General features: G+C 60.8%; 19 protein-coding genes. 6 read left to right on the forward strand and 13 right to left on the reverse strand.

The genetic code is table 11. The features are described from left to right. Positions 1 to 17: 17 nt before the first annotated feature. The 11 genes from BOP96_RS07965 to BOP96_RS08010 form a co-directional block, all read right to left on the reverse strand. Positions 18 to 2,768 carry a malto-oligosyltrehalose synthase gene (locus BOP96_RS07965; protein ID WP_019817137.1) on the reverse strand — a complete coding sequence of 917 codons (2,751 nt, stop codon included), beginning with the start codon at positions 2,766 to 2,768 and terminating at the stop codon, positions 18 to 20. Next, positions 2,765 to 4,849 (reverse strand): 4-alpha-glucanotransferase, encoded by a 2,085-nt coding sequence (malQ, locus tag BOP96_RS07970; protein ID WP_073452374.1) that lies wholly within the window; start codon positions 4,847 to 4,849, stop codon positions 2,765 to 2,767. The genes BOP96_RS07965 and malQ overlap by 4 nt, the downstream gene beginning before the upstream one ends. Beyond that, positions 4,846 to 6,591: a malto-oligosyltrehalose trehalohydrolase gene (gene treZ, locus BOP96_RS07975; RefSeq protein ID WP_073452376.1), complete on the reverse strand. Its 1,746-nt coding sequence runs from the start codon at positions 6,589 to 6,591 to the stop codon at positions 4,846 to 4,848. Before treZ ends, malQ begins: the two co-directional genes overlap by 4 nt. A 31-nt stretch (positions 6,592 to 6,622) precedes the next feature. After that, positions 6,623 to 8,179 (reverse strand): glycogen synthase GlgA, encoded by a 1,557-nt coding sequence (gene glgA / locus BOP96_RS07980; protein ID WP_014718606.1) that lies wholly within the window; start codon positions 8,177 to 8,179, stop codon positions 6,623 to 6,625. Positions 8,180 to 8,433: 254 nt separating this feature from the next. After that, complete coding sequence (locus tag BOP96_RS30040) at positions 8,434 to 8,610, reverse strand: hypothetical protein (protein WP_019817134.1); 177 nt, start codon at positions 8,608 to 8,610, stop codon at positions 8,434 to 8,436. A gap of 49 nt (positions 8,611 to 8,659) precedes the next feature. Continuing rightward, on the reverse strand, positions 8,660 to 9,613 hold the full coding sequence (locus tag BOP96_RS07985) for a D-2-hydroxyacid dehydrogenase family protein (RefSeq protein ID WP_058409928.1): 954 nt from the start codon (positions 9,611 to 9,613) through the stop codon (positions 8,660 to 8,662). Positions 9,614 to 9,638: 25 nt separating this feature from the next. Next, a complete protein-coding gene (locus BOP96_RS07990; protein ID WP_058409929.1) occupies positions 9,639 to 10,640 on the reverse strand; it encodes an alpha/beta fold hydrolase in 1,002 nt (333 codons plus the stop codon). A gap of 45 nt (positions 10,641 to 10,685) precedes the next feature. Continuing rightward, positions 10,686 to 11,129: a YqaA family protein gene (locus BOP96_RS07995; RefSeq protein ID WP_032872364.1), complete on the reverse strand. Its 444-nt coding sequence runs from the start codon at positions 11,127 to 11,129 to the stop codon at positions 10,686 to 10,688. A 3-nt stretch (positions 11,130 to 11,132) separates the two neighbouring features. Next, complete coding sequence (locus tag BOP96_RS08000) at positions 11,133 to 11,579, reverse strand: DUF411 domain-containing protein (RefSeq protein WP_014718602.1); 447 nt, start codon at positions 11,577 to 11,579, stop codon at positions 11,133 to 11,135. Positions 11,580 to 11,672: 93 nt separating this feature from the next. Then, positions 11,673 to 12,131: an SRPBCC family protein gene (locus BOP96_RS08005; RefSeq protein WP_038450277.1), complete on the reverse strand. Its 459-nt coding sequence runs from the start codon at positions 12,129 to 12,131 to the stop codon at positions 11,673 to 11,675. 133 nt (positions 12,132 to 12,264) lie between these two features. Continuing rightward, positions 12,265 to 13,260, reverse strand: coding sequence for an aldo/keto reductase (locus tag BOP96_RS08010; protein ID WP_019817132.1), 996 nt, complete (start codon positions 13,258 to 13,260; stop codon positions 12,265 to 12,267). A gap of 116 nt (positions 13,261 to 13,376) precedes the next feature. Here BOP96_RS08010 and BOP96_RS08015 point away from each other — a divergent pair, with 116 nt between their 5' ends. Next, positions 13,377 to 14,288 (forward strand): LysR family transcriptional regulator, encoded by a 912-nt coding sequence (locus BOP96_RS08015; RefSeq protein ID WP_014718599.1) that lies wholly within the window; start codon positions 13,377 to 13,379, stop codon positions 14,286 to 14,288. On the opposite strand, the gene BOP96_RS08020 is transcribed toward BOP96_RS08015, so the two are convergent. Further along, entirely contained in the window at positions 14,285 to 15,190 is a 906-nt protein-coding gene (locus tag BOP96_RS08020) for an AraC family transcriptional regulator (RefSeq protein ID WP_073452378.1), read from the reverse strand. The genes BOP96_RS08015 and BOP96_RS08020 overlap by 4 nt on opposite strands. A gap of 103 nt (positions 15,191 to 15,293) precedes the next feature. Here BOP96_RS08020 and BOP96_RS08025 point away from each other — a divergent pair, with 103 nt between their 5' ends. From BOP96_RS08025 to BOP96_RS08045, 5 genes are read left to right on the forward strand one after another with little or no spacing between them, the layout of a single operon-like run. Beyond that, positions 15,294 to 15,854, forward strand: coding sequence for a carboxymuconolactone decarboxylase family protein (locus BOP96_RS08025; protein WP_014718597.1), 561 nt, complete (start codon positions 15,294 to 15,296; stop codon positions 15,852 to 15,854). A 39-nt stretch (positions 15,855 to 15,893) separates the two neighbouring features. Further along, positions 15,894 to 16,955 (forward strand): acyl-CoA dehydrogenase family protein, encoded by a 1,062-nt coding sequence (locus tag BOP96_RS08030; protein WP_014718596.1) that lies wholly within the window; start codon positions 15,894 to 15,896, stop codon positions 16,953 to 16,955. Further along, on the forward strand, positions 16,952 to 17,755 hold the full coding sequence (locus BOP96_RS08035) for an ABC transporter ATP-binding protein (RefSeq protein ID WP_014718595.1): 804 nt from the start codon (positions 16,952 to 16,954) through the stop codon (positions 17,753 to 17,755). Before BOP96_RS08030 ends, BOP96_RS08035 begins: the two co-directional genes overlap by 4 nt. Further along, on the forward strand, positions 17,742 to 18,941 hold the full coding sequence (locus BOP96_RS08040; RefSeq protein WP_058409932.1) for an ABC transporter substrate-binding protein: 1,200 nt from the start codon (positions 17,742 to 17,744) through the stop codon (positions 18,939 to 18,941). Before BOP96_RS08035 ends, BOP96_RS08040 begins: the two co-directional genes overlap by 14 nt. Next, positions 18,938 to 19,699, forward strand: a complete 762-nt coding sequence (locus tag BOP96_RS08045; protein ID WP_073452380.1) for an ABC transporter permease — start codon at positions 18,938 to 18,940, stop codon at positions 19,697 to 19,699. Before BOP96_RS08040 ends, BOP96_RS08045 begins: the two co-directional genes overlap by 4 nt. Before the next feature lie 50 nt (positions 19,700 to 19,749). On the opposite strand, the gene BOP96_RS08050 is transcribed toward BOP96_RS08045, so the two are convergent. Further along, the gene (locus BOP96_RS08050) at positions 19,750 to 24,669 is read right to left on the reverse strand and encodes a membrane-targeted effector domain-containing toxin (RefSeq protein ID WP_073452383.1); all 4,920 of its coding nucleotides are present in this window, start codon (positions 24,667 to 24,669) and stop codon (positions 19,750 to 19,752) included. Positions 24,670 to 24,774: the final 105 nt, after the last annotated feature.

The following is a 24,774-nucleotide window of genomic DNA, read 5'->3' on the forward strand; positions in this document are numbered from 1 at the left end:
CTCCTCACAGAAAATTTTCAGCTTTCTTGATTATCAGGATTGATAAAGACATTGACCGGGAGATCCCCCAGGGCAGCGCTGATCAACAGCTCCTTGTTGGGTGTGACTACGCCCGTTTGAAAAAGTCCCTTCCAGTTTTGTGCAGGGGCGGCGAACGGTAATTTCACCCGCGTATCGCCCCAAACCTGGGCATTGATCTGGGGAAACATCCCGTTTTCAAGCAGCGGATAAGACCAGCGCGGCACCACCACCAGCAACTGCCTGCCCTGATGTTCACGGTAGAACGCAACCACCCGTTCCGCGTGCTGGCCCAGCACTTCCAGCGGTGTATAGCTGCCATGGCGCAGCAGCTCGGGGCAGGCTTTACGCAGGCCCAGTACCTGGGCGATCACTGCCTGTTTGATACGCCCCTCGCGCCAGTTGAACAACAGTTCGCCGATGTCCGGTGGTGCCTGCAATGCACGTTGCCGCGCAGCGAAGTCCACCGGGCGCCGGTTGTCCGGGTCGACCAGGCTGAAGTCCCAGAACTCATCGCCCTGGTAAATATCCGGCACACCCGGCACGGTCAGATGAAGCAAGGTTTGCGCCAGCCCATTCAGGGCGCCGGCGGGGGCGATGGCCTGCGCAGCGCTGTCCAACGCACTGCGCAGCGGCGCACCCGCCTCACTGAGCAGCAGGCGCTTGAGGAACGCTTCCACCGCCTGTTCGTAAGCCTCGTTGGGCGCGCTCCAACTGCTCTGCAACTTGGCCTCGCGCAGGGCTTTTTGCTGCCACTGCCACAGGCGTTGCTGGTACGCCTCCAGATCGGGGTTGGGCTCCAGCGGCCAACTGCCCAGCAGCACCTGATAGAGAACCAGCTCATCACCCGCCGAGGGGCTCTCGGCGCTCTCGCGCAAAGGCTCGGCCAGGCGGCGCCAGTGCTCGACCTGTTCGGCATACCAGGAGGCGCACTCGCTGAGTACCGCCAGGCGCGCACGGGTGTCTTCGCCGCGTTTGTGGTCGTGGGTGGCGGTGGCCAGCAGGTTGCCGGGGAAGGTCTTCAGGCGTTGTTGATTGGCCGCATGGAAATCTGCCAACGGCGCACTGAATTGCTCGGTACTGAAACCCACATCGTTGCGCGACAACAACACCGCCGAACGATAGAAGGCGGTGTCTTCCACAGCCTTGGCGGCGGCGGGCGAGGTCAGTTGCTGGAAGCGCACGCAGGCATGCTTGAGCATCTTGCGCGCCCGGCCTACCGGGCGATTGCGCCAGGGCTGACCACCCAACCATTGTTCCAGATGGTCGAGCACCGGCCAGTCGCCTTCGTTGAGGGTGCTGCGTGCACCCTCCATGGCCTGCTGGAACACCTTGTCGTCGGCCGCACTGCGGCCCTGGGCGCTGATATAGGTGCGGTACACCGGGAAATGCACAATCAGTTCCTGCAGGGCCCGGCGGATGGCGCCCAGGGTCAGGTCGCGGGTCATCACGTCATCGCGGGCCACTTGCAGCAGGGCCTGGGCCACGCTTTCGAAGTCGCCGCCCAACGAACCATTGAGGATCTGCTGGCGCGCCAGCCGCGCTTCTTCGCTGAAGGCTGAAGGCCGTTCGCTGTGACGCGTCCACATCTCGGCCAGCGGTGCAAAACCTTCGGGATGGTGTTGCAGCAAGGACAACTGGTTCATGAACTCGTAGCCGGTAGTGCCGTCCACCTGCCAGTCTTCACGCAAAGTTTCGCCTTCGCCAAGGATCTTTTCGACGAAGATCGGCAAGTGGCGCTCGGGTGACAGCGCGTCCACACGCCGACGCAATTTGCGGCAATAGCCACGCGGGTCAGCCAGGCCGTCGATATGGTCGATGCGCAGCCCGTCGACCAGCCCCGCGCTGATCAGCTCGAAAATCTTGCCATGGGTGGCTTCGAACACCGCCGTGCGTTCGACCCGCAGGCCGCCCAATTCATTGACGTCGAAGAAGCGCCGCCAGTTGATGTCGTCCGCGGCGGTGCGCCAACTGGCCAGGCGATAGGTCTGTTGTTCCAGCAGGTGATGCAGGCGCTCGAAGCCCTCGGGCTGGCGACTGTCGAATGCGGCCAGGCGTTGTTCAATAGCGGGTAGCAGCTCGCTGGCGCGTTCGGCCAAGGCTTGTTTGAGCGTGGTGGCTTCGGCGTAGGCGTCGTGCTGATAGGCGAGGGCGGCGAAACGTTCTGCCAGCGGTTTGAGTAACTCATCGTTGCCCAAGATCAGGCCGTAGTCCCTGGGGCAAATCGGAAAACGGTGTTCGTAATGCTCGACGTAGAAACTCCCCTGGGCGGCATCGAACTTGAGCGGGAGCGTGCCGTTCTGCAAGGCTTCGCCGTAATCGCTGCCGAGGAAGGGCATCAGCAACTGGCCCTTGAGCAGCGGGTCGGGGGAGTGCCACTGGATGTCGAAAAACTCGCTGTAGGGGCTCAGGCGGCCCCACTCCAGCAGGTCGAGCCACCAAGGGTTATCCGCGCCGCCCACGGCCATATGGTTGGAGACGATATCGAGGATCAAGCCCATGTCGTGCTCACGCAGCGCGCTGACCAGGCGACGCAACGCCGCTTCGCCACCCAGCTCTGGGTTGACGCGGGTCGGGTCTACCACATCGTAGCCGTGCATGGAGCCTGCGCGGGCGCTTAACAGTGGTGAAGCATACAGGTGGCTGATGCCCAGTTGGGCAAAGTACGGCACCAGTGGCACCGCGTCATCGAGGGTAAAACCTTTATGAAATTGCAGGCGCTGGGTGGCGCGCAGGGGCAGTGCGTTCATCGGTCACGCTCATAGGCTTGGTTGCGCGCCACGGCCAGCAGTTCGAGGCGACGCGCGGCGCTGTCATTGTCGAGCAGGCTGGCGGCTTCGCCGGGCAAGCGGCGGCGCCAATTGGGGTGGGTGTCGAGGGTGCCCGGCAGGTTGGCTTGCTCCTCGATGCCCAAAGCATCTTCCAGGGGCAACAACACCAGGGGCGCGCGGGTATGGCCCAGGTAGCGCACGCTGGCGTCGATCATATGGTCGGTGTCGTTGCGGATCTCATCGATGAAGTTCTGCGGGTCCTGGCTCAAGGCTTGGCGCAGTGCCTGGCGTTCGCGCAGGCGGTGTTCGCTCCATTGGTCCACGGTGGGCGCATCGATCAGGCCCAGCTGGATATTCCATTCGATATCGCGGCTGTGCCACCAGCCATTGAGGGTCGGCAAGTCGTGGGTACTGGTGGTGGCCAAGGCGTTGTCGGGCCAATCGAGGATGGGCTTGAACTGGCCGTCATGGTTCTGTTCGAACAGCAGCACACGCATACCCAGGATCGAGCGGGCGCTGAGCTTTTCGCGCAGGCCCTCAGGCACGGTGCCCAGGTCTTCACCGAGGACGATGGCCTGGTGGCGGTGCGATTCCAAGGCGAGCAAACGCAGCAGGTCGTCCACCGGGTAATACAAATAGGCGCCTTCGCGGGGTGATGCACCCAGGGGGATCACCCACAGGCGTTGCAGGCCCATCACATGGTCGATCCGCAAGCCGCCGGCATGGGCGAAGTTGGCCCGCAGCATTTCGATAAAGGCGCGAAAGCCATCGCGCTTGAGGCCCTCTGGGGAAAAGGCAGAGATCCCCCAACCTTGGCCTGCGCGGTTGAGAATGTCCGGTGGCGCGCCCACGGTCAGGTCGGCCAGCAGTTCGTCTTGACGGCTCCAGGCCTGGCTACCGCCGCCATCGGCACCCACCGCCAGGTCGGCGATCAGGCCGATGCCCATGCCGCTGCCACGGGCGGCTTGTTGCGCGCGCTCAAGGCTACGGGCGATCAGCCATTGGGTGAAGGCGAAATAGCCGATTTCGTCGCGGTTTTCCTCGGCGAACTGCGCCAGGGCCGGGCTTTGCGGCGTGCGCCAGGCTTCGGGCCATTGGCGCCAGTCCAGGTCCTCACCGGCGGCAGCACGCTGGGCCTGTATGGCTTCGAAGCGGCAGTGGTTTTCCAGGGCTTCGCCGCCGGTCTGGCGGAAGCTTTGGAAGTCGGCATGCTGGGGATGCGCGCCGTGGCGGAAGTCTTCATACAGTGTGCGCAGCAGGCGTTGCTTGGCCTTGGCGGCGGCCGGCCAGTCGATCAGCGGGAGCTGTTCCAGGGCATGCAACTCGTCAGCCAACCCGGCAGCTTCGATGGCGTTGCGCACCTCACGTTCACCGAGGATGCACGCCGGCGAAGCATACAGGCTGTTGAGAAACAGGCGGCTGGAGGGTGAATAAGGGCTGAAACGCTCGGTGTCGGCGCTGAACATCGCGTGCATCGGGCTGATCGCCACAGCGTCGGCGCCGCGCTCGGCGGCGGAACGCACCAGGTGCTCCAGAGCCAGGGTGTCGCCAAAACCGCCATCGCCGAGGCGGCGCAAGGCATAGAGTTGGGCGCTGAGGCCCCAGGCGCGAGCGGGTTGGCTGTCGACCGCGTCGGCCACGCTGTAGCAGTGGCTGGGAGCGACGGCCAGGGTGAAGGTTTGCCCGTCGATATGCACCTGGTGGTAGCCCAGGGCGATCACGCCGGGCAGCACAGCCTCGCCGTCCAGGCGCAGCTCCAGGGTTTCGCCGCCTTCCAGGCTGACGCGACACGGGGTATCGGGGGCGAAATAACGCGCCAGGTCCAGGCCCGCACCACTGTCGGTGGTCATCAACGGCGGCAGGTGGGTGTCTTGCTGCGCCTGCTCAAGTTGCTGCAGGCTGGCGTCGATCTCGGCATCGCTGTCGGCCGGGTGCCCAAGGCCTTTGAGCACAGCGCGCAGGGCGTCAGGCTTTACATGCTGCGGGCGACCGTTGGCATCGATCCAATCGACGGCCAGGCCTGCGCGGCTGGCGAGAATTTCCAGGTTCGCTTCGCTCAAAGAATGTCTCCAACAGGGGATAAGCAAACGCGTGCGCTCAAGGGCGGTAAGTGCGCACCTTGCTGGGCAGGCGTTTGGAAAATAATCGGGTGGGGTGCCGGATGATCCAGGGGCTGTTCACTCAGGTTCAGGTCGATCTGCAGCACACGGCCGTTGCCCAGACGCCAGCGCGCGGTGACGGCATGGTCAGCCAGCACCTGCGCGCCCAGGGCCACCGTGCCGGGCAAGTGCGGCACCACGTGTGTGTGACGCAGGCTCAGCAGGTGACGGTAGAGCTGGGTGTGGTCGTTCTCGACGAAGGAGGGCACCGACTGTAAAAAGGTTTGCAGCGCGTTGGGGTCGGGGATGCGCTGGCGTTGCTCGGGGTCGTGAAACGCCGCGAAGTCGGCAAATTCATTGCGCCGCCCCTCACGCACCGCCTCGGCCAGTTCGCCATGATGGTCGGTAAAAAACAGGAAGGGCTCGGCGGCATTTACTTCGTCGCCCATGAACAGCATCGGGATCATGGGGCACAGCAGCAGCAGGGCGGTCGCGGCTTTCAGGGCCTGGGGCGAACACAACTGGTGCAGGCGTTCGCCCAGAGCGCGGTTGCCAACCTGGTCGTGGTTCTGCAGGAATGCGACGAAGGCGCTGGGGGGCAGTTCCGCACTGGGTTCGCCCCGAGCATGACCATGGCGTGTCGTTTCGCCCTGGTAGATGAACCCCTCGGCCAGGCAGCGCGCCAGCTTGGCGGTGGGCTGCTCGGCAAAATCGCTGTAGTAAGCGTCGGTTTCACCGGTGAGCAGTACGTGCAGCACATTATGAAAGTCGTCATTCCATTGGGCGTCGAAATCGTGCTGCAACAGGCTGGCCTGGTTCAGTTCGTTTTCCAGCATCAGCCACACGTGGCGTCCGCCGTTCACCTGCTGGCGTACCCGTTGTGCCAGTTCCTGTAGAAACCCGGGGTTGTCAATGGCGTGCACGGCATCCAGGCGCAGGCCGTCGAAGCGGTATTCGAGCAGCCACATCAGGGCGTTATCGAGGAAGAAATCCCGCACTTCACGGCGCTCGAAATCAATACCAGCGCCCCAGGGGGTGTGCACGTCCTCCTGGAAGAACCCCTGGGCGTACTGGCCCAGGTAATTGCCGTCGGGGCCGAAGTGGTTGTAGACCACATCGAGGATCACGGCCAAACCGTGGCCGTGGGCACTGTCGATCAGTTGCTTGAGTTGCCCGGGAGTGCCGTAGGTGGCGTGGGGCGCATAGGGCAGCACGCCGTCATAGCCCCAATTGCGTTCGCCGGGAAATTGCGCCAAAGGCATCAATTCAATTGCGGTGACGCCTAGTTCGGCCAGGCGGGGCAGGTGTTTCTCGACGGCAGCGTAGCCGCCCATGGCGCCGACGTGGAGTTCGTAGATCACCGCCGTGTGCCACGGGCGACCCTGCCACTGGCTGTGGCGCCATTCATAGGCGAGGGGGTCGACTACTCGGCTCCACCCATGCACATCCAGCGCCTGGGCCCTGGAAGCGGGGTCGGGCACCGTATTTTCGCCATCGATATTAAAGCGGTAAAGCGTGCCGGCAGGGCACGCGACTTCGACTTCGAACCAACCACCGGTCTGGGGAAGCATGACGATGGTTTTACCCTGTTCCAATTCAACGCTGACATAAAATGCGTCTGGCGCCCATAACGCAAAGCGCGTGCGGTGCGCGTCCAGCATGATTGCGCCGTGGGGCCAGGTTTCCAGAGTCCTTGACGGCATCTATGAAGACCTCCCTTAGTTGTTCCAGTCGTTACTTGTTCGATTTTCCCAATGCCTTGGCCACCAGTCGTTCATAGAGCTCGGCGTAGGGTTCCACGGCCTGGCACCAGTTGAACGGCTGGGTCATGGCACGGCTGCGCATGGCGTTGAGCAGACCGGGGAAGGCGAACACCTTGAAGGCGCGGCGCAGCGCCTCTTCGTAGCTTTGCACGGTGGATTCATTGAACAGGAAGCCGGTGACGCCATCCTCAATGGTGTCCGCCAGCCCGCCGGTGTTACGCGCCACCGGCAACGAGCCGAAGCGCTGCGCATACATCTGGCTCAGGCCGCAGGGTTCATAGCGTGACGGCATCAGCAGGAAATCGCTGCCAGCGAACATGCGGCGCGCATCGGTCTCGTTGAAGCCGATACGTACCCCCACCTGGCCCGGGAAGCGCAGTGCCAATTCGCGCATGGCCTGTTCTTCTTCCGGCTCGCCACGGCCGATGATCGCAATCTGGCCGCCGTTTTCGACGATGAAACTGGCGACGGCTTCGGTCAGGTCCAGGCCTTTCTGGTAGACCAGGCGCGAGACCACAGCGAACAGCGGGCCACTGGATGGCTGCAGCTCAAACAACTCGCGCACATGGGCGGCGTTGATAGCCTTGCCCTCCCAGTCGCCGATATTGAAGTTGTGAATCAGATGCGTGTCGGTGGACGTCTCCCAGCTTTCGTCGATACCGTTGGGAATGCCGCTGAGCAGACCTTGCTGGGTCTTGCTGGCGAGGAATCCATCCAGGCCGCAACCGAATTCCGGGGTGGTGATCTCCTGGGCGTAGGTGGCGCTCACGGTGGTGATATGGCTGGAATACGCCATGCCCGCCTTGAGAAACGACATCTTGCCGTAGAACTCCATGCCTTCTTGTTGCAGGGCATGGGGCGGAATGCCCAGCTCTGGCGTCGAGGCCAGGCTGACCACGCCCTGGTAGGCCAGGTTATGAATGGTGAACAGGGTTGGCGTGCGCGACCCACGCCAGTGCATGTACGCCGGAGCCAGGCCCGCAGGCCAGTCATGGGCATGCACCAGGTCCGGGCACCAGTGGATTTGCGCGAGGTTGGCGGCCATGTCGGCGGCGGCCAGGCCCAGACGGGCGAAGCGGATATGGTTGTCTGGCCAGTCGCGACCATTGTTGGCGCCGTAGGGCGTGCCTTCACGCTCATACAGTTCGGGGCAGATCAGCACGTAGATGACCAGGCCGTCCTTGAGGTCCATGCGTCCGATCTTGCACGGTGGCAACGCAGCGTGGCCGCCCAGTTCACCGACAATATGAATCGGGTTGTCGCTTTCCATCACTTGCGGGTAACCCGGAATCAGTACTCGCACATCATGCAGGTGGGCCATGGCGCGGGGCAGGGCAGCGGAGACGTCGCCCAGGCCACCGGTTTTCACCAAGTCCGCGAACTCGGAGGTGACAAACAAGACTTTCTTTCGATTCGGATTCTGACTCACGACCGGCCGCACAGTGTTGGGCAGGTCGGCCAAAGACTTTGGCCCTCCTGCCGGCTGACTAAAACGCTCTCCCTGAGTATCTACTGCGGCACTGATCATAATGCACTCCCATCTGTTGGTTGGCTAATGGCCCGCTGCCATCGGCTCCGAGTGACCGCATCCTGCGGCCAGGCACACAAGCGCTATACAAGCTGGCAAGGCGTATGCCAGTTGCAACGTCGGCTTAAAAAGATTGGATGAGCGGGCATTCGGCCTGAAGCGCGCGTGCTCGCCCTTACCTAAAACTTGACCAGCGGCAGGTTTCGAAAGTTTAGATTTTTTGCGGGGTTTTTGTTTTGGAACGGACCCATCGGTCATGAGTCTAGGACAGATCCCAGCGCCTGCTGGGTTTTCAAGCCGATTTTGTAGGACAAAAAAATTTTATCGATATACCGCCCTGCCTCTGTAGGAGCGACTTTGCTCGCGAAAAACCAAAGGCCGCCGAGTAAAACCAGAATGACCGCGTTATCGTTGGCGTTTTTCGCGAGCAAGCTCGCTCCTACCAAAAGACAGGGTGAAATAACGCGCTAAAGTGGTGCGTCAGGTGAGCCCGCGAATGGGCACACCCTTGGCCCAGGCTTGGATATCTTCGATCATCTGCTGATAGAACTGCCGGTAATTCTGCTCGCTCACATACCCCACGTGTGGCGTCGCCAGTAAATTGGGCAAGTGGCGAAACGGATGGTCAGCCGGCAGCGGTTCCTGGGCATATACATCCAGCGCCGCCCCGGCCAGACGACCGCTGCGTAACGCTTGCACCAGCGCCTGCTCATCCACAATCGGCCCGCGTGCGGTGTTCACCAGCCGCGCGGTGGGTTTCATCCAGCCCAACGCTTGCGCATCCACCAGGCCACGGCTGCGCTCGCTGAGCACCAGGTGGATGGTCAGAATATCCGCCTGCTCAAACAGCTCGCGCTTGCTGACCCAGGTCACGCCCGATTCAGCCGCACGCTCCGGTGTGAGGTTTTCACTCCAGGCAATCACCCGCATACCAAAGACCTGGGCGAACTTTGCGACTTTCTGGCCAATGCTGCCCAGCCCCAGAATGCCCAAGGTCTTGCCATGCAGATCGCCGCCCAGACCGACCTGCCATCCGCCCGCACGCAGTGAGTTGGCTTCGGCGAGCAGGTTGCGTGTAGAGGCCATGATCAAGGCCCAGGTCAGTTCCGGTGCGGCGTGTTTATAGCTGTCGGTGCCGCACACCTGGATGCCCAGGGCCTTGGCTGCGGGAAGGTCGATGGCGGCATTGCGCATGCCGCCGGTCACCAGCAATTTGAGCTTGGGCAGCCCTTGCAGCAGGGCTTTGTCAAAGGTTGAGCGTTCGCGCATCAGGCAAATCACCTCGAACCCTTTCAAGCGCTCGATCATGGTGGCGGTATCGGCGGGGTAGTCGTGGAGAAAATGCACCATGCCCACGCTGTCCAGCGTCGACCAATCCACCACGTCACTGGCCACGTTTTGCCAGTCATCCAATACTGCGATCTGTATCGACATACACGCGGGCCTCGAAAAGGTTGAATTAAAGGGCGTTCAACCCCTGCAACAGGGCTTTATGAAACTGTTCCGGCTCTTCCATCTGGGGCGCATGGCCCAGGCCGGGGAACTCCACCAACGTGGCGCGGGGAATCAGCTTGGCCACCTGCTTGCCCAGTACCTCGTAATGACCAATTTTGGCCTTGACCGCCGCCGGCGCCACATCTTTGCCGATAGCGGTGGTGTCGCTGGTGCCGATCAGCAGCAGGGTGGGCACCTGCAAGTCCTTGAACTCGTAGTACACCGGTTGGGTGAAGATCATGTCGTAAATCAACGCCGAGTTCCAGGCAACCTGAAGATGCCCCGGGCCTTTGTTCAAGCCGGCGAGCATGTCTACCCAGCGCTCGTATTCAGGTTTCCAGCGCCCCACGTAATAGGTGTTTCGCTCATAGTTGCGTACACCGTCGGCGCTCAGTTTCAGCTCGCGCTGGTACCACTGGTCGACGCTCTGGTAAGGCACGCCGAGGGCTTTCCAGTCTTCCAGCCCAATGGGGTTCACCAGCCCCAACTGTTCGGTTTGCTGGGGGTACATCAGCGCATAGCGTGTGGCGAGCATGCCGCCGGTGGAATGGCCGATCACCGTGGCCTTTTGAATGCCGAGCTTTTCCAGCAGTTGATGGGTGTTGGTCGCCAGTTGCTGGAAGCTGTACTGGTAGTGGTCGGGCTTGCTGGAGGTGCAAAAGCCGATCTGGTCTGGGGCGATGACGCGGTAACCGGCGTCACTCAGCGCCTTGATCGAACCTTCCCAGGTGGCGCCGCAGAAGTTCTTGCCGTGCATCAGCACCACGCTGCGACCGTTTGGAGTACCGGTGGCGGGGACGTCCATGTAGCCCATTTGCAGGGATTTGCCCTGGGATTGGAAGGCAAAATGATTCAAAGGGTAGGGGTATGCAAAGCCCTGCAACTCAGGACCGTAGGTGTCAGCTAACACGGGCGCCGCGCTGACCGAAAACAAACCGGCTACGCACAATGTACGGATAAAAGGCATGGGTTTTGGCTCCGAGACAGATGCCCGGATGCTCTTTGCTCGCGATTAACGGGGGATTAACGCCCACTGCAACGTCAGTGCTGCGAGTACGCCATACCGCAGGCTTTTCGCCAGGGTTACCAGCAGTAGAAAACGCCACAACGGCTCACGCATCACCCCAGCCACCAACGTCAGCGGGTCACCGATAATCGGCACCCAACTGAGTAGCAACGTCCAATGCCCCCAGCGCGCGTAATGGCTGCGAGCCTTGTCCAGCTGCCTGGTGCTGACCGGGAACCAGCGCCGTTCCTTGAAGCGTTCCACCGAGCGCCCCAGCAGCCAATTGACCAGCGAGCCCAGCACGTTACCCAAAGTCGCGATGCCCAGCAGCAGCCATAGGTTGTAATGCCCGCTGAGCAGCAGGCCCACCAACACGGCTTCCGATTGCAGGGGCAATAACGTCGCGGCGCCAAATGCCGCGACGAACAGCCCCAGGTAACCCATCAACACCGGTCAGTGAGCCGGGTAGTCCGCTACCACTACATCTTTACCGTCTCGGGTCAGGCCAATGATTTGATAGGCCTCGCTGCGTCCGTCCACTTCCATCCCTGGTGAGCCTAAGGGCATACCCGGTGCGGCAAGGCCCAGCAGGTCGTTGCGCTTGCGCAAGGCCAGGACCTGCTCGGCGGGTACGTGGCCTTCGACGAATTTGCCGTCGATGACCGCGGTGTGGCAGGAGCCAAGCCGTGGCGCGACGCCCAGGCGCTGCTTCACCGCGCTCATGTTGGCTTCAACGTGGTCGTTGACCTTGAAACCATTGCTCTCCAAGTGGCTGATCCACTTTTTGCAGCAGCCGCAGTTGGCGTCGCGGTGGACGTCGATGGGGATCAACTCGGCGGCCTGGGCCAAGGTAGTGGTGAACAAGGCACTGAGCAGGGCCAGTCGCAATGGGGTTTTCATCGTGGGTCTCACTGAAGGCGCGGCGATAAGCCGGGCATTCTCCCTGCTTTTGCGGGTATGTTTGCAATGTGACGCCGTTGTAATGTTTCTAAATTATACGAAGCGCTGGTTTTCCAGTCGCTGCTTGAGCCGGTCCAACGCAATCGCCGACAACGCGACCATGCGCTCGTGCAAAGACGCCAGTTGCAGTTCGGTTTCATAAGTCAGCACCCGCTTGAACAGCGTGCCGCCCTGATGAGCGCGCAAGTAGTAATGAATGGAACCATCAACCGCCAGGGAGGTGAACACGGTTTTGAACTCGCTGGGGCGGCGGGCGATTTGTACGCGGTAACTCATGGAGACGCGTATGCCCAGCAGGTCGATGATTTCGGTAAAGCGCGTGCCGATCGGCAATGAGCCGGTGTTGCCGGTGTCGGCGCTAAGGGAAGTGGGGTGCCACTCGTGCCAGCGGTCGGGCTGGGTCACATAGTCATAAACCGCCTCGATCGGCGTGTGGATGAAGCGTTCCTGACTGATCTGCTCCAAGCGGACCGAATGCTCAGTCGCGTGCATGACACACCTCCTGTGTGGCGGTTTTTACACTAGGAGCTGTGAGGATAGTCTGACGCCCGCGCTTTGCACGGGCGTCGGCAGGCCGTTCGTCAATCCCGCTGAGAACGGCCCGGACAAGGGCTCCCAGCAGGCACTAGATATCCAGCATGGCCAGCACGTCCTTGGGGTAACGCAGGCCTGCGGTTGCATCGGCAGGGAAGATCGCATCCAGCGCAGCCAGTTCGTCCGCGCTGAGAGAAATCGACAGCGCCTCCACATTCTCTTGCAGATAGGTGCGCCGCTTGGTGCCGGGAATCGGGATGATGTAATCGCCTTGAGCCAAGACCCAGGCCAGCGCCAGTTGCCCGGCCGTCACACCTTTGTCTGCCGCCAGCGTCTTGACCTGTTCTACCAGCCGCAGGTTTTTCGCAAAGTTCTCACCCTGAAAGCGCGGGCTGAAGCGTCGGTAATCATCGGCGCCGAAATCATCCGGGCTCTTCAACGCGCCGGTGAGAAAGCCTCGGCCCAGTGGGCTGTACGGCACAAACGCGATGCCCAGGCGCTGGCAGGCCGCGAGGCAGCCATTGTCTTGCTGGTCGCGGCTCCATAGCGAATATTCACTTTGCAGGGCGCTGATGGGATGGACCTTATGCGCCCGTTCCAGAGTAGCGGCGGACGCCTCGCTCAGGCCCAGATAGCGCACCTTGCCCTGTTTCACCAGGTCGGCCATGGCACCCACGGTTTCTTCGATGGCCACGTCGGGGTCGATACGGTGCTGGTAGTACAGGTCCAGCGTATCCACCCCCAGGCGTTGCAAGGTGCCGTCGATGGCGTTGCGGATATACTCGGGCCGGCCATTCACCCCGCGCACTATGGGGTTGGCAGGGTCGCGCACAATCCCGAATTTACTGGCCAGGAACACCTGGTCGCGCTTGCCGGCAATAGCCTTGCCGATCAGTTGCTCATTGGTGTGCGGGCCGTACATGTCAGCGGTATCGAGAAAGTTGACGCCCAGCTCCAGGGCGCGGTGCAAGGTTGCGGTGGCTTCGGTGGTATCGCTGCCGGGCGTGTAGAAATCGGTCATGCCCATGCAGCCAAGGCCAATGGCAGACACATGCGGGCCGTTTTTACCGAGTTGTCGAGTGTGCATAGGGAAGCTCCTGGTGATGAGGGGCCCATTGTTACCCTTGAAAAAATGCAGATAAACCCGTTAAAAGTGCTATCACTGTTCGTAATATCTAAACAATCTCCCACAGGAGCATTCTCTTGGATCGTTTTAACGCCATGCGCGTGTTCACTCGGATTGTCGAGTTGGGCGGGTTTGCCAAGGCCGCCGACAGCCTGCAATTGCCACGCGCCTCCGTAACAATTCTGATCAAGCAACTGGAGGCCCATCTCGGCGTGCAATTGCTGCAGCGCACCACGCGCCACGTCAGCCCGACCCTGGATGGCGCGGCGTACTACCAACGTTGCGTGCAGTTGCTGACCGATCTTGAGGAAACCGAGGCGGTGTTCTCCACGCGGCGCCAGAACCCTCGGGGCATCTTGAGCATTGATATGCCCTCAGGCATTGGGAGCTTGATTGTCATTCCGGCTTTGCCAACGTTTACTGCGTTGTACCCACAGATCGAGTTGGAGATCGGCCTCAATGATCGGCCAGTGGATTTGATTCGCGAAGGCGTCGATTGTGTGTTGCGGGGCGGTCCGGCCTTGGACGAATCGCTGGTGGCGCGGCCCTTGGCAATGATGGAACAACTGACGCTGGCCAGCCCCGCGTACCTTGAACGCATGGGCACGCCCACCTGCCTGGCGCAGTTGGCGGGTCACCAAATGGTCGAGTATGTTTCCCGTGCCAGCGGTAAACGGTTTGGCCTGGAATTTCTGCTGGGCAGCGAGTTGCATCCGATCAACCTGCCGAAAGTGGTTGCCGTGAACAGCTCCGCGGGTTACTTCGCTGCGTGCGAAGCCGGCTACGGGCTGATCCAGGCACCTCGTTATCACGCCCTGCGCCAACTGGCCGAGGGCACCCTGGTGCAGGTGCTCCCTGATGTGGCCGTGCCGAAGATGGCGCTGACTGCGTTGTACCCGCCCCATCGGCAATTGTCGCAGCGGGTGCGGGTGTTCGTCGATTGGCTGGTGCAGTTGTGCGCCCGGCCCGGCACCGGTTTACAAGGCTAGGCTTGCGCCCTGCGATAGGCGCCAGGCTGTTGCCCGGTAACTTTATGAAACGCTCGGGTAAACGCCGCCACCGATTGATACCCGGCTGCCAGCGAAACCTCGGCCACGGTCTGGTCCGCCTTGAGCAACCCACAGGCGTGGCGCATGCGGATCATCAGCAGTACTTGCCCGGGTGACTGCCCGCACAATTCGCTGAAGCGCTTGAAAAACGCCGAGCGCGACAACCCGGTACAGGCCGCCATGCTTTCCAGGCTCCAGGGCTCGGCCGGGCGGGCGATCAATTGTTCCAGCAAATGCGCAAACGCCGGTGCCCGGCCCAGCGCCGCCAAGCCGCCAAGCTCGGTGTTGTCGAGTACTTGCTGGCGCAATACATACAGGAACAGCAGGTGGCACAGGCGCTCCAGCAGCGCGGAAGAGGGCGCTGGCGTGCGTGCGCATTCGTGCAGGATCAACTCGAACAGGCTGCGTGCGGCCGTCAGCGACGGGTCGCCGGCGCGCAGGATGATCCAGCTGGGCAGGGTGTCGACGATCAGTGTCGACAAGCCGGATTGAAAGTGAAAGAAACCGCAGACTAATCCCACCCCGTCGGTGGCCGTGCTGTCGAGGGGCAGCATCGCACGGCGTGGGCACTCCTGGGCACCGGCTGCCGTGGCTTGGCCGGACAGGCGAAAAGCAAAGTCACGCAGCAGAAACACCGCGTCACCATTATTCAGGTTGTGGGGCATTGGATCGCCGTCGATATGCAGCCAGCATTCGCCTTGCACAATCAAATGGAAGCTTGCCTGTGCCAGGCCGTGGGTGCTCGCGTGCCAGTCACCGCAATAACGGCCGACGTGAAACAAACTGGTGTTGAGTTTGAGGCTATCTAATAACCAATCGACAAGTACATCGGACGAATTCATCTAATGGAAAGACTCAAGAGCAAGTAATCGCTACTTTAGCCTATTGAGCGCTTTTTTTAGAACCAACAGACTGGGGCATTGAAACCCAACAGGAGTCCACTTCATGTCCCGTGTACCGTTGCTCACGCCTGAAACCGCACCGGAAGCCGCCAAACCCTTCCTGGAAAACGCGCTCAAAGCCTCGGGTTTTATTCCTAACCTGCTGGGCGTACTGGCCAACGCACCGGCCGCGCTGGAAACCTACATCACCGTCTCCGGCTTGAATGCCAAGGCAGAACTGAGCCTGGCCGACCGTGAAGTGGTGCAATTGATTGCCGCCACCAGCCACGGTTGTGATTTCTGTGTCGCTGGCCACACCGCGGTTGCCCGCAACAAAGCGAAGCTGCCCGAGGAGGTGATCGAGGCCTTGCGCCGCCGGGGTGAGTTGCCTGACGCATGCTATGAGACACTCGCCGCCTTTACGCGTGAGGTGATCGCCACCCGTGGGGATGTGAGTGACGCGGGCTTTGAGGCGTTCCGCGCCGCCGGCTACACCGACGGCCACGCGCTGGAAGTCATCCTGGGGGTCAGCCTGGCAACCCTGTGCAACTTCGCCAACGTGTTTGCCCGTACCCCGCTGAACCCGGAGCTGGCGCAATACCGTTGGGAAAAACCGGCCAACTGATTTGGCGTTGGCCCACCCGCTGTAAAAGGAGAAACATGAATGCTTGACCCAATCTTGAGCCGTTGGCTCGATGTTCAAGCGCAGGCCCTGGACGTGGGCAGTTGCGATCCACAGGAAGTGCTGCCGCGGCTGGCAGAAGCCAATATTCTGAAAATCGGTGTACCCACCCAGTTGGGCGGCCTGGGCGGTGACGTGGCGGGTGCGGTCGAGGCCATCGCCAATGTAGCCAGCCATTCCCTAGCGGCGGCGTTTGTGTGCTGGGGCCAGCGCTCGTTTATCGAGTACTTGCTGCAGAGTCCCAATCAGCGTCTGCGCGAGCAACTGATGCCTGACCTGCTCAGCGGCAAGTTGGCTGGGGCCACCGGGCTGTCGAATGCGATGAAGTTTCTGTCGGGTATCGAGTCGTTGCAGATCAGCGCCGAGCCCAACGACCACGGTTGGACCCTCAACGGTCGCCTGCACTGGGTGACCAACTTGCGCAAGAATGGCTTTGTCGCTGCGGCGGCCATCGAGCATGCAGGGGGCGGCGCGCCATTTATCCTGGCGATTCCGGATTCGGTGGCCGGGTTGCAGCGCTCCCGCGACCTGGAGCTGCTCGGGCTGCAATCGAGCAACACCGCAGCGCTTGGCCTGGAAGGCGTGGAGCTGAGTCGCGAATGGTTGCTGCACGAGGATGCGCGCAAGTTTTTACCGGCGGTACGCCCGGCGTTTCTAGGCTTGCAGTGCGGCATGTCGATTGGTTTGGCGCGGCGTTCCCTGGCTGAAGTAGCCCACCATTTGGGCGCCAGTCGCACCGTGTTGCGCGACGAGTTGGAAGCCCTGCGCGTGACCCTGGATCATCTGGTCAGCGAGCTTAAAAGCGGGCTGTTGGCCGGGCGCTTTACCGCCGAGCCGATACCGCTGTTCAAGCTGCGTATCGCGCTGGCCGAAACCGCCGCCAGCGCTGTGCAGCTTGAACTGCAAGCCAGCGGTGGCAAGGCCTACCTGACCGCCCACGGCAGCGGCTTTGCCCGGCGCTGGCGCGAGTCGGCCTTTGTACCGATCGTAACGCCCAGCCTGGTGCAACTGCGTACCGAGCTACACCGCCAGGCCAATCTATGAGCCAGGCGGTATTGACGGCCCAGGGCATTTGCCTGGGGTATGGCAGCGGGCCGGTGTTGCAAGGCTTCGACTTGCACTTGCAACCGGGTGAAGTGGTGTCGATCCTGGGCCCGAGCGGCGTGGGCAAATCCAGCCTGCTGCGCGTGCTAGCCGGCTTGCAGGCACCTCAGGCTGGCCGCGTGCAGGTATTGGGCGAGCCGTTGAGCGGCCCGCATCCGCGCGTGGTGGTGGCTTTTCAAGACCCGAGCCTGTTGCCTTGGCTGACCCTGGAAAAAAACGTTGCCTTCGGCCTGGATTTCGCTCGCCAACCGCACTTGAGTGGTGAAGAACGCCGCCGTCGTGTTGACCACGCCATTGCAGCGGTGGGGCTGGAGCCTGCGCGTCAGCAGTTCCCGGCGCAATTGTCCGGTGGCATGGCACAGCGCACGGCACTGGCCCGCTGCCTGGCGCGTCAGCCACAAGTGTTACTGCTCGACGAGCCCTTCGGCGCGCTCGATGAAGTGACTCGCGCCGATATGCAGCACCTGTTGCTCAAGGTCAATCGTGAGCAAGGCTCGGCGGCCGTATTGATCACCCACGACATCGACGAAGCGCTGTTGCTGTCGGACCGCATCCTGCTACTGGGTAACCGCCCGGCGCGGACGTTGGGCGAGTGGGCTATCGACCTGCCGCACCCTCGGGAAGAGCAGGTCGAGGCCATTGGCGCGCTGCGTATCGAGATTTTGAAAACCTTACGGCAGGCGAGCCGCCCTCAACCCAACCCCCTTGAACAACAGGAGTTTACCCATGTGTCTGGATGACCTGACCCACTCGCGCCGTGACTTTCTCAAGCTCTCTGCCGTGCTCAGTGCCGCGGGCGCCTTGCCCCTGTTGAGCAGCCTGCAGGCGCGCGCCGCCAATGAGCCCGACGCGCCGGTCCGCATCGGCTACTTGCCCATCACTGACGCCACGCCACTGCTGGTTGCCCACAACAACGGCCTGTTCGAAGCCGAAGGCATCAAGGCCGAGCGCCCGGTGTTGTTGCGTAGCTGGGCCCAGGTGATCGAGGCGTTTATCTCCGGCCAGGTCAACGTGATACACCTGCTGTCGCCAATGACCGTATGGGCGCGCTACGCCAGTAAGGTCCCGGCCAAAGTCGTGGCATGGAACCATGTGGGCGGTTCGGGCTTGACCGTATCCCCTGGCATTACCGACGTGAAGCAACTGGGCGGTAAGTCGGTGGCGATTCCGTTCTGGTACTCGATCCATAACGTGGTGGTGCAGCAACTGTTCCGCGATAACGGCCTCACGCCGGTCACCCGTGCCACCGGCAGTTCGATTGCTGCCAATGAGGTCAACCTGATCGTGTTGCCGCCCTCGGACATGCCTCCGGCTTTGGCGAGCAAACGCATCGACGGCTACATCGTCGCCGAGCCGTTCAATGCCTTGGCAGAAAACCTCAAGGTCGGTCGCGTGCAACGCTTCACGGGTGACGTGTGGCGAAACCATGCCTGCTGCGTGGTGTTCATGCACGAGCACGACCTGGCCAACCGTCCGGAGTGGTCGCAGAAGGTGGTGAACGCCATCGTCAAGGCCCAGGTGTGGACCCGCGACAACCGTGAAGAGGCAGTGAAGCTGCTGTCCAAGGATGGCCCGAACCGTTACACGCCCCATGCCGAGCCGGTGTTGAGCAAAGTCCTGGCGCCGGCGGCCAGCGACCGCGCCTCCTACGTGGCCGACGGCGCGATCCAGCACGCCAACTGGGACGAGCACCGCATCGACTTCCAACCGTACCCGTTCCCCAGCTACACCGAAGAACTGGTGCGGCGCTTGAAGGACACCTTGATCGAAGGCGACAAGAAGTTTCTCGCAGGCCTGGACCCTGCCTTCGTGGCCAAGGACCTGGTGGACGACCGCTTCGTGCGCAACGCGATCGAAGCCGTGGGTGGCATGCAGACCTTCGGTTTGCCGGATGGTTATGAGCGGCACGAGGAGATCGGCGCTTGAACAACAGCAGAATCCCCGGCTGGTGGCTGGGGCTGAGTGGCTTGGCGGGTTTGTTGGTGCTGTGGTGGCTGGGCGTGAACGTGTTCGGCGAGGCTGATGGCCTATCGGCGCGCTTTTCCCTGGAGGCCACCGCCAGCAGCTTGTGGGAATTGCTCGGGCGGGGTGAGTTGTACCTGCATATCGCCGTGAGCCTGAAGCGTATTTTCGTCGGGCTGTTTATCGCGTTGTTGGTAGGCGTACCCCTCGGGTTGCTGGTGGGCAGTTCGCGTAACCTAGAGGCGGCGACCACGCCGGCGTTCCAGTTTCTGCGGATGATTTCACCACTGTCCTGGATGCCGATCGTGGTGATGCTGATGGGTGTGGGCGATCAGCCTATCTACTTCCTTCTGGCCTTTGCCGCTGTCTGGCCGATCATGCTCAACACCGCAGCGGGCGTGCGTCAGCTCGACCCGCGCTGGTTGCAGTTGAGCAAGAGCTTGAGCGCGACGCGTTGGGAGACATTGCGTCGGGTGATCATTCCTGGCGTCGTCGGCCATGTGCTGACCGGCGTGCGCCTGGCCATCGGCATCCTGTGGATCGTACTGGTGCCCTGCGAAATGCTTGGGGTCAGTGCGGGACTGGGGTATTACATCCTCGATACGCGTGATCGCCTGGCGTATTCGGAGTTGATGGCGATGGTGGTGGTGATTGGGGGGCTGGGGTTTGCGCTGGATGCGTTAGCGCGTTGGTTGCACCAGCGGTGGGTGCATGGCGGCTGATGGGCTCGAACGTTGCCTGCGTGCTACGCAGGCAACTATTTAGCGTGTTATCAGGTTGCTGGCGAAAAGATTTGCAGATCTCCCGCCAGATCGTTGTCAGCGTTCAGGGTACCCAGCGGGCCCGGTTTGGCATCCGTGGAGTTCGTGCCGTAGCCCACCTTCATGCCTGTTCGTTCGTAAACACCGATGCCAATGCCTCCGGTCGCCTCAGCCAAGCCGGTGACGCCTTGAGTGGAGTTGATGTGCTGGCGGCCCACCAAGGCGATCACTTTACCCTTATGCTTGTGTTGTTCAATGACGCGTGCGGCGTAGTAGTTGAACTCTTTGAGTCTTTTCAGGTTTCGTTCGGTTTCGCTTAGCGTCGTGTAGGCCTTACGGTCATGCCGGTGGCGTGTCAGATAAAAGTGGTCAAGGGGCACGACTTCTATTCCGGCATCCTTGAATTTTCTGATCAACGTCTGCAGATTGAATTGAGGGTGGGCGGGCCGCAAACCGTGGCCGGTATGGCCCATGCCATCGTCCTTGAGTAGTCCATTGTTGTCATAGACGACACCTTCAATGCCGACCACCTTTACATTTTTGCGCTTGAACAGGTCGATGCTTGCGTCAATTTCGCGGAACATGGCCAAATGCTGGTGACTCTCCCCGAATACCACCACGTCGGAATTGTCCAAGGCTTTTTCGATCAGGTCGGGCACTGTCTCGTAAGGTTTCGTTTCTGGAATTATGGGGCGATTTTGTGGGTTCAACGGGTCCAGTTTTTGATGGAAAGCATCCATTTCTGCGTTGAACCGCTCTTGTGTCGGTTGCCTTCGGCTGGGTGTGAAGTGGCCTTCGTTGGGGGCGCCTTTAATATGTTTTACGTATTCGTCTTTGATGGCGTCCAGATGATCGGTTTTGTTTACGATCGTCGGCGTGTGTCCATTGATGTTCGGCGCTTTTGGGGTGGGTCTTTTGTAGGGTTGAAATCGCGTGTTTTGCCGAGCGTTCATGTGCCCCCGAGGGGAAAAGTCAGCATGGGGTGAGGGTGGCATCAGCGTATGCGCAGGATCAAAAGCTTGAGGCGCACCGTAAGCCTCCTGCTTATGCACATCGTAGGGGTACCATTTACCGTTGTGTTTGACGGCAGAGCCATGAACCCGCTGGTTGCCCACCTTGAAGGTCCCGGTTGCCGCTGCCTCGTAGCGGCTTGCGGCGCTGATCAGCGCTTCGTGGCTTGCGCTTCCCTTCAGGGATGGCACCGCACCAGCTATCGCTTCAACGCTTTCGTAAATGAGTTTACCCGAGCCCTTTAGCAGATCACCCACGCCGTTTAACGGGTTCAACTCCTTGAGCAGGGCTGGCACCATGATTTTCGTTGCCTTGAGCGCCTTGCTCACTGCTGACCCAGCCGTACCCAGTACTTTTCCGAGTTTGGCCGCCAAGCCGATGCCGGCGGTGACCAAACCGAAAATATCCAGGGTGACGTCAGTGATCCCCTCGCCGTAGTTGCCGTCCATGAAATTGACGATTGCGGAACGGAAGGGAATAAGGTCGAGCAAAAACTCTTTGAAGTTCGTCAGCTTTTCATGATTACGCTCAAAGGTCGTGGTCCCCGCAGCGGCTTTCTTGATGGCGGGATTGTCCAGGTCCAACGCCTTGAGCACGGAGTCGGCGATATGGTGAGTGCGTGGGTTCAGGAACATATACGGCTGGGGTGCCGTGGAGGGCTGTTCGCGATCCAGCTTGCTTTCCTTCAAATCACCCAGGTCGATCCATGAAAACGGCACAGGGTTGGCCGGGATACTTGCGAGAATCGATTGCCCGCTGTCAACGATCTTGACGTTGTCTCTGTCCGGATAAAATGGCTCTTCCCTGATTATCTCGTTGGAGAACTTGACAGGGGCCGCCGGTGTTTTTCGGTTGCCCCGGCTTCGGATAACGCCGTTTACCGTATCGAACTCATAGGTGGTGGTTTGTCCATTGTTTTGCGCGGTGACCAGTACCGTAGGGCTGGTGTGAAACAAGGTGTCACCTTCGAAAGGGATCATGCCCACCTTGTAACTTTTTTCTTGAAAATAATTGAGCTTGCCCTGGGTCAAGTTTTTTCTGTCTTCGGGCAGCAGGTTGCTGAGCGCGTTGAGGAGAGCTGTTTTTTTAACGGTCTTATGATTGTCCAAGGCGGTAGAAAAGGCATCCTCAAACGCTCGTTGAATATTGAATGGCGCGCTGTGGGTGAAGGCAATAACGGCATCAAGGTCCACGCCGGTATTTTCTTTCGTGAGTACCCAGCGACCCTCCATGACCCGTTCTTCCATGACGATTTCCACCAGTGAGCGCGGCGCGCTGGGCGTATCGCCATTGTATCTGGAAAACATCTTGAGCTCGAAGTCCATGCCAGGGCCGAATGTCTTCACGAGGAGGTCCAGCGCCATGTGTTTACGGCTTGGAAAACTCCCGCCGATGAGCGATGAGGCTTCTATCAGCGTATCGAGTTGTGCTTTGAACAGCGCCTGGGCTTTTTCCAGGTCGGCTGGCTGATACAGGGCATCGTCTTTCGCTGGAAGAATGTCATTGGCCACGGCCCAATCCAACATCACTGCGGCTTGCGCAGAGGCGGGCACGGCGCCAGCAGTGTCGGCGGTGATCATCACTTCGGCATAAGACAGGGCGGCCACGCGGCCTGGAGTCTTGGCTTCAATGGCGGCTACTGCAATGCAAAGGTTCGCCCACGCGGCGCTGCCGTAAACTACCGAATCAGGAATGTCCTTGACCAGCAATTGCGGCGCAGTGCGTCTGAGTAACAGATGTGCGGCCGCGCCAGCGAGCTCAGGGGATTCGCGCCCCGTGTCAATCAAGTGTTGGCGCAGGCTGTTGGTGATGGTCGAAAGCGGTTTGCCCCAATGACCTTTCTGCGCCAGGTCGAAACCCGCCACATGGTTTCGCACAGGCGCCGTCAACGACTCGGGGTCCAGCATCAATTGGATCGCCGCCAGGGCATAGTCGTTTGCGCTGGTGTCGGTGGCGATACCATTCATTTTGGTTTGCATGGCTTGGCCGAGAGCCTGGCCATCCTTGGAGCTGATCAGGGTTTCGAGCACCTTGACCGGGTCCGCCAGTGCCTGCTCGGAGAAACTCAGGTTTCTACCCAGATGTTCCAGTACGCCGCGCTTGGGATTCCCCTGCGGTAAGTCGGGATCGCTGTTGGCATGTTCGACGGCGGCCGTGCGCAGCGTGTCTTGTTGGCTGACATCCAAGGGGATCGGCCAGGACAGGCCCCCTGCGAAGTTGCCCAAGGGGTGTTGCTGTGCGCGTGCTTTTGCGCTTTGCGCCAAGGCCAGCAAGTCGACCACGGTCTTGGGCAATGGCACGCCGTTTTCAAGCAGGAAGGCTTCGAGGCTTACGGACATGCCAGGTGTCCGTATGTAGGCTTGGTAATGGGCTGAGTCTGGCGCGATATTCATCGGCGTATTTTTCAGCAGGGCCGACACCTCACGTTCTGTCGGGCTTTGCGGCAAGGCCTGGGCAGACTCGTTGAGTTTTTGCGCAAGGTATCGCCAGTTTTTCTGATCACCCAGGCGTTGATCCAATGCCTGGCGCGCGTCGATGCTGTTCGCGCGCTCGTCCAGCCATTGCGCACGCGCCAACAGGGCGCTGTTGCCGTCGAAATGCGGTCCCAGGTCGGCAGCCTCAGGCAGGCCCGTCTCAGTCAGAAGATGCCCCCACGGGTCGACAAGCGTCGGCTCAACGTTGTTCGACTCATACAACGCTTGCAGTGCGTTACTCACCTGATGCCGCTGGCGCTCCAGCAACTGCGGCACGCCTGTGGCAATGACGTCGCCGGTCACTGGGGAGAGGTCCTGGCTCAAGTGGTTTTTCCAGTCATCCTTCAAGCCGTTTTGAACCTCCACCGGCAAACTCTGCAGTAGCTGCGCTGCGGCTTCGGGGTCGTCATTAATGCGTTGACGCAAGGTCGCAAGTGCCTTGGCCGGGCTGTCGAAGGTTTCGTAGCCATCGCGAGGTGTGTAAAGCACCGTCAGCCCTTGCTGTTGGCCAGGAAGTAAGGTTCGGTCTGTCTGTGCGCTACTGAATGGGCGTGTCGCCGACGATCCATCGCTGCTGGTGATCAGGAAGGCCCCTGCCAGCAGGCTGCCCTCTGGGCTTGGGGTATCCAATTTGAGCGGGTAGACACCGGGCCTTTCGCCATCCCTCATCGCGCTTTCCCGAGCCTGCAGGGTTGGATACTCAAGCGCCTTGTCGATCAATGATTTGGCGGCGGGCGTTAACGCACCGTCTTCCACGCCCAAGGCGGCGAGGGTGGATAGCATCTCTCGGTGGATACTGAGCAATTCGTTCTGGGGTGACTCGGGGTTGGGTTCGCCCGTGCGTGGCTCGGTCCAGAATCGGGAAAGGCTCAGGGGCAGTTCTTTTTCGATGGTTTGTGCAATCGAAAGGAGGGTGTCGCGAGCGTGCAATTGCTGGCTGCTTTCGCTTGGCGAGGCGCTGGTGTAGAAGCCGACTTCCGTGCTGGCAGTACTGGTCGAGGCCTGGGCGCCGGGAGGTGCCTTGAGCTGGCGCAGTGCGTTGAACAGGGCTTCGGTGATGCTCTGCACCGAGATTAATGTGCGTTGGCCGTGTTCATCAGTGTGATAGCGATGCACATACAGTGACGAGGCGTCTACAGGCGGTGTAGTACCGAAGCTGCGATTCAATTGCTGCTCGATAACACTGCTGAGCGTCGGCTGGCGCAGCAGCAGTGCCTGGATGTCCTGGTTGAGTTGTTGGTATTGATTGAGCAACAAGCGTTGATCAGTTATTTGAAGGCCCTTGATCAGGTCAGAACGAATCGCACTGACCGGCGTGATCGCATCCACGTCCGGAACGGCTATCGTCTGGACCGTCCCTGGCATCGGACGGGTGTGGGCAGGAGGGGCGATTTCATCGCTGGAGACGTTTCGGCGCAGGCGATGGTGGGCGATACCTGAAATCAAGTGAGTTATTCCAATGGCATTGGCCCACGCGTCCTGATGATAATCCGAGGGATGATTCTTCCTTGTTTGGGCCTCGAATGATTGGGATGAGAGCGACGGAAGGTT

It is taken from the genome of Pseudomonas sp. FSL W5-0203 (assembly GCF_001896155.1).
Taxonomy (GTDB): Bacteria; Pseudomonadota; Gammaproteobacteria; order Pseudomonadales; family Pseudomonadaceae; genus Aquipseudomonas; species Aquipseudomonas paracarnis.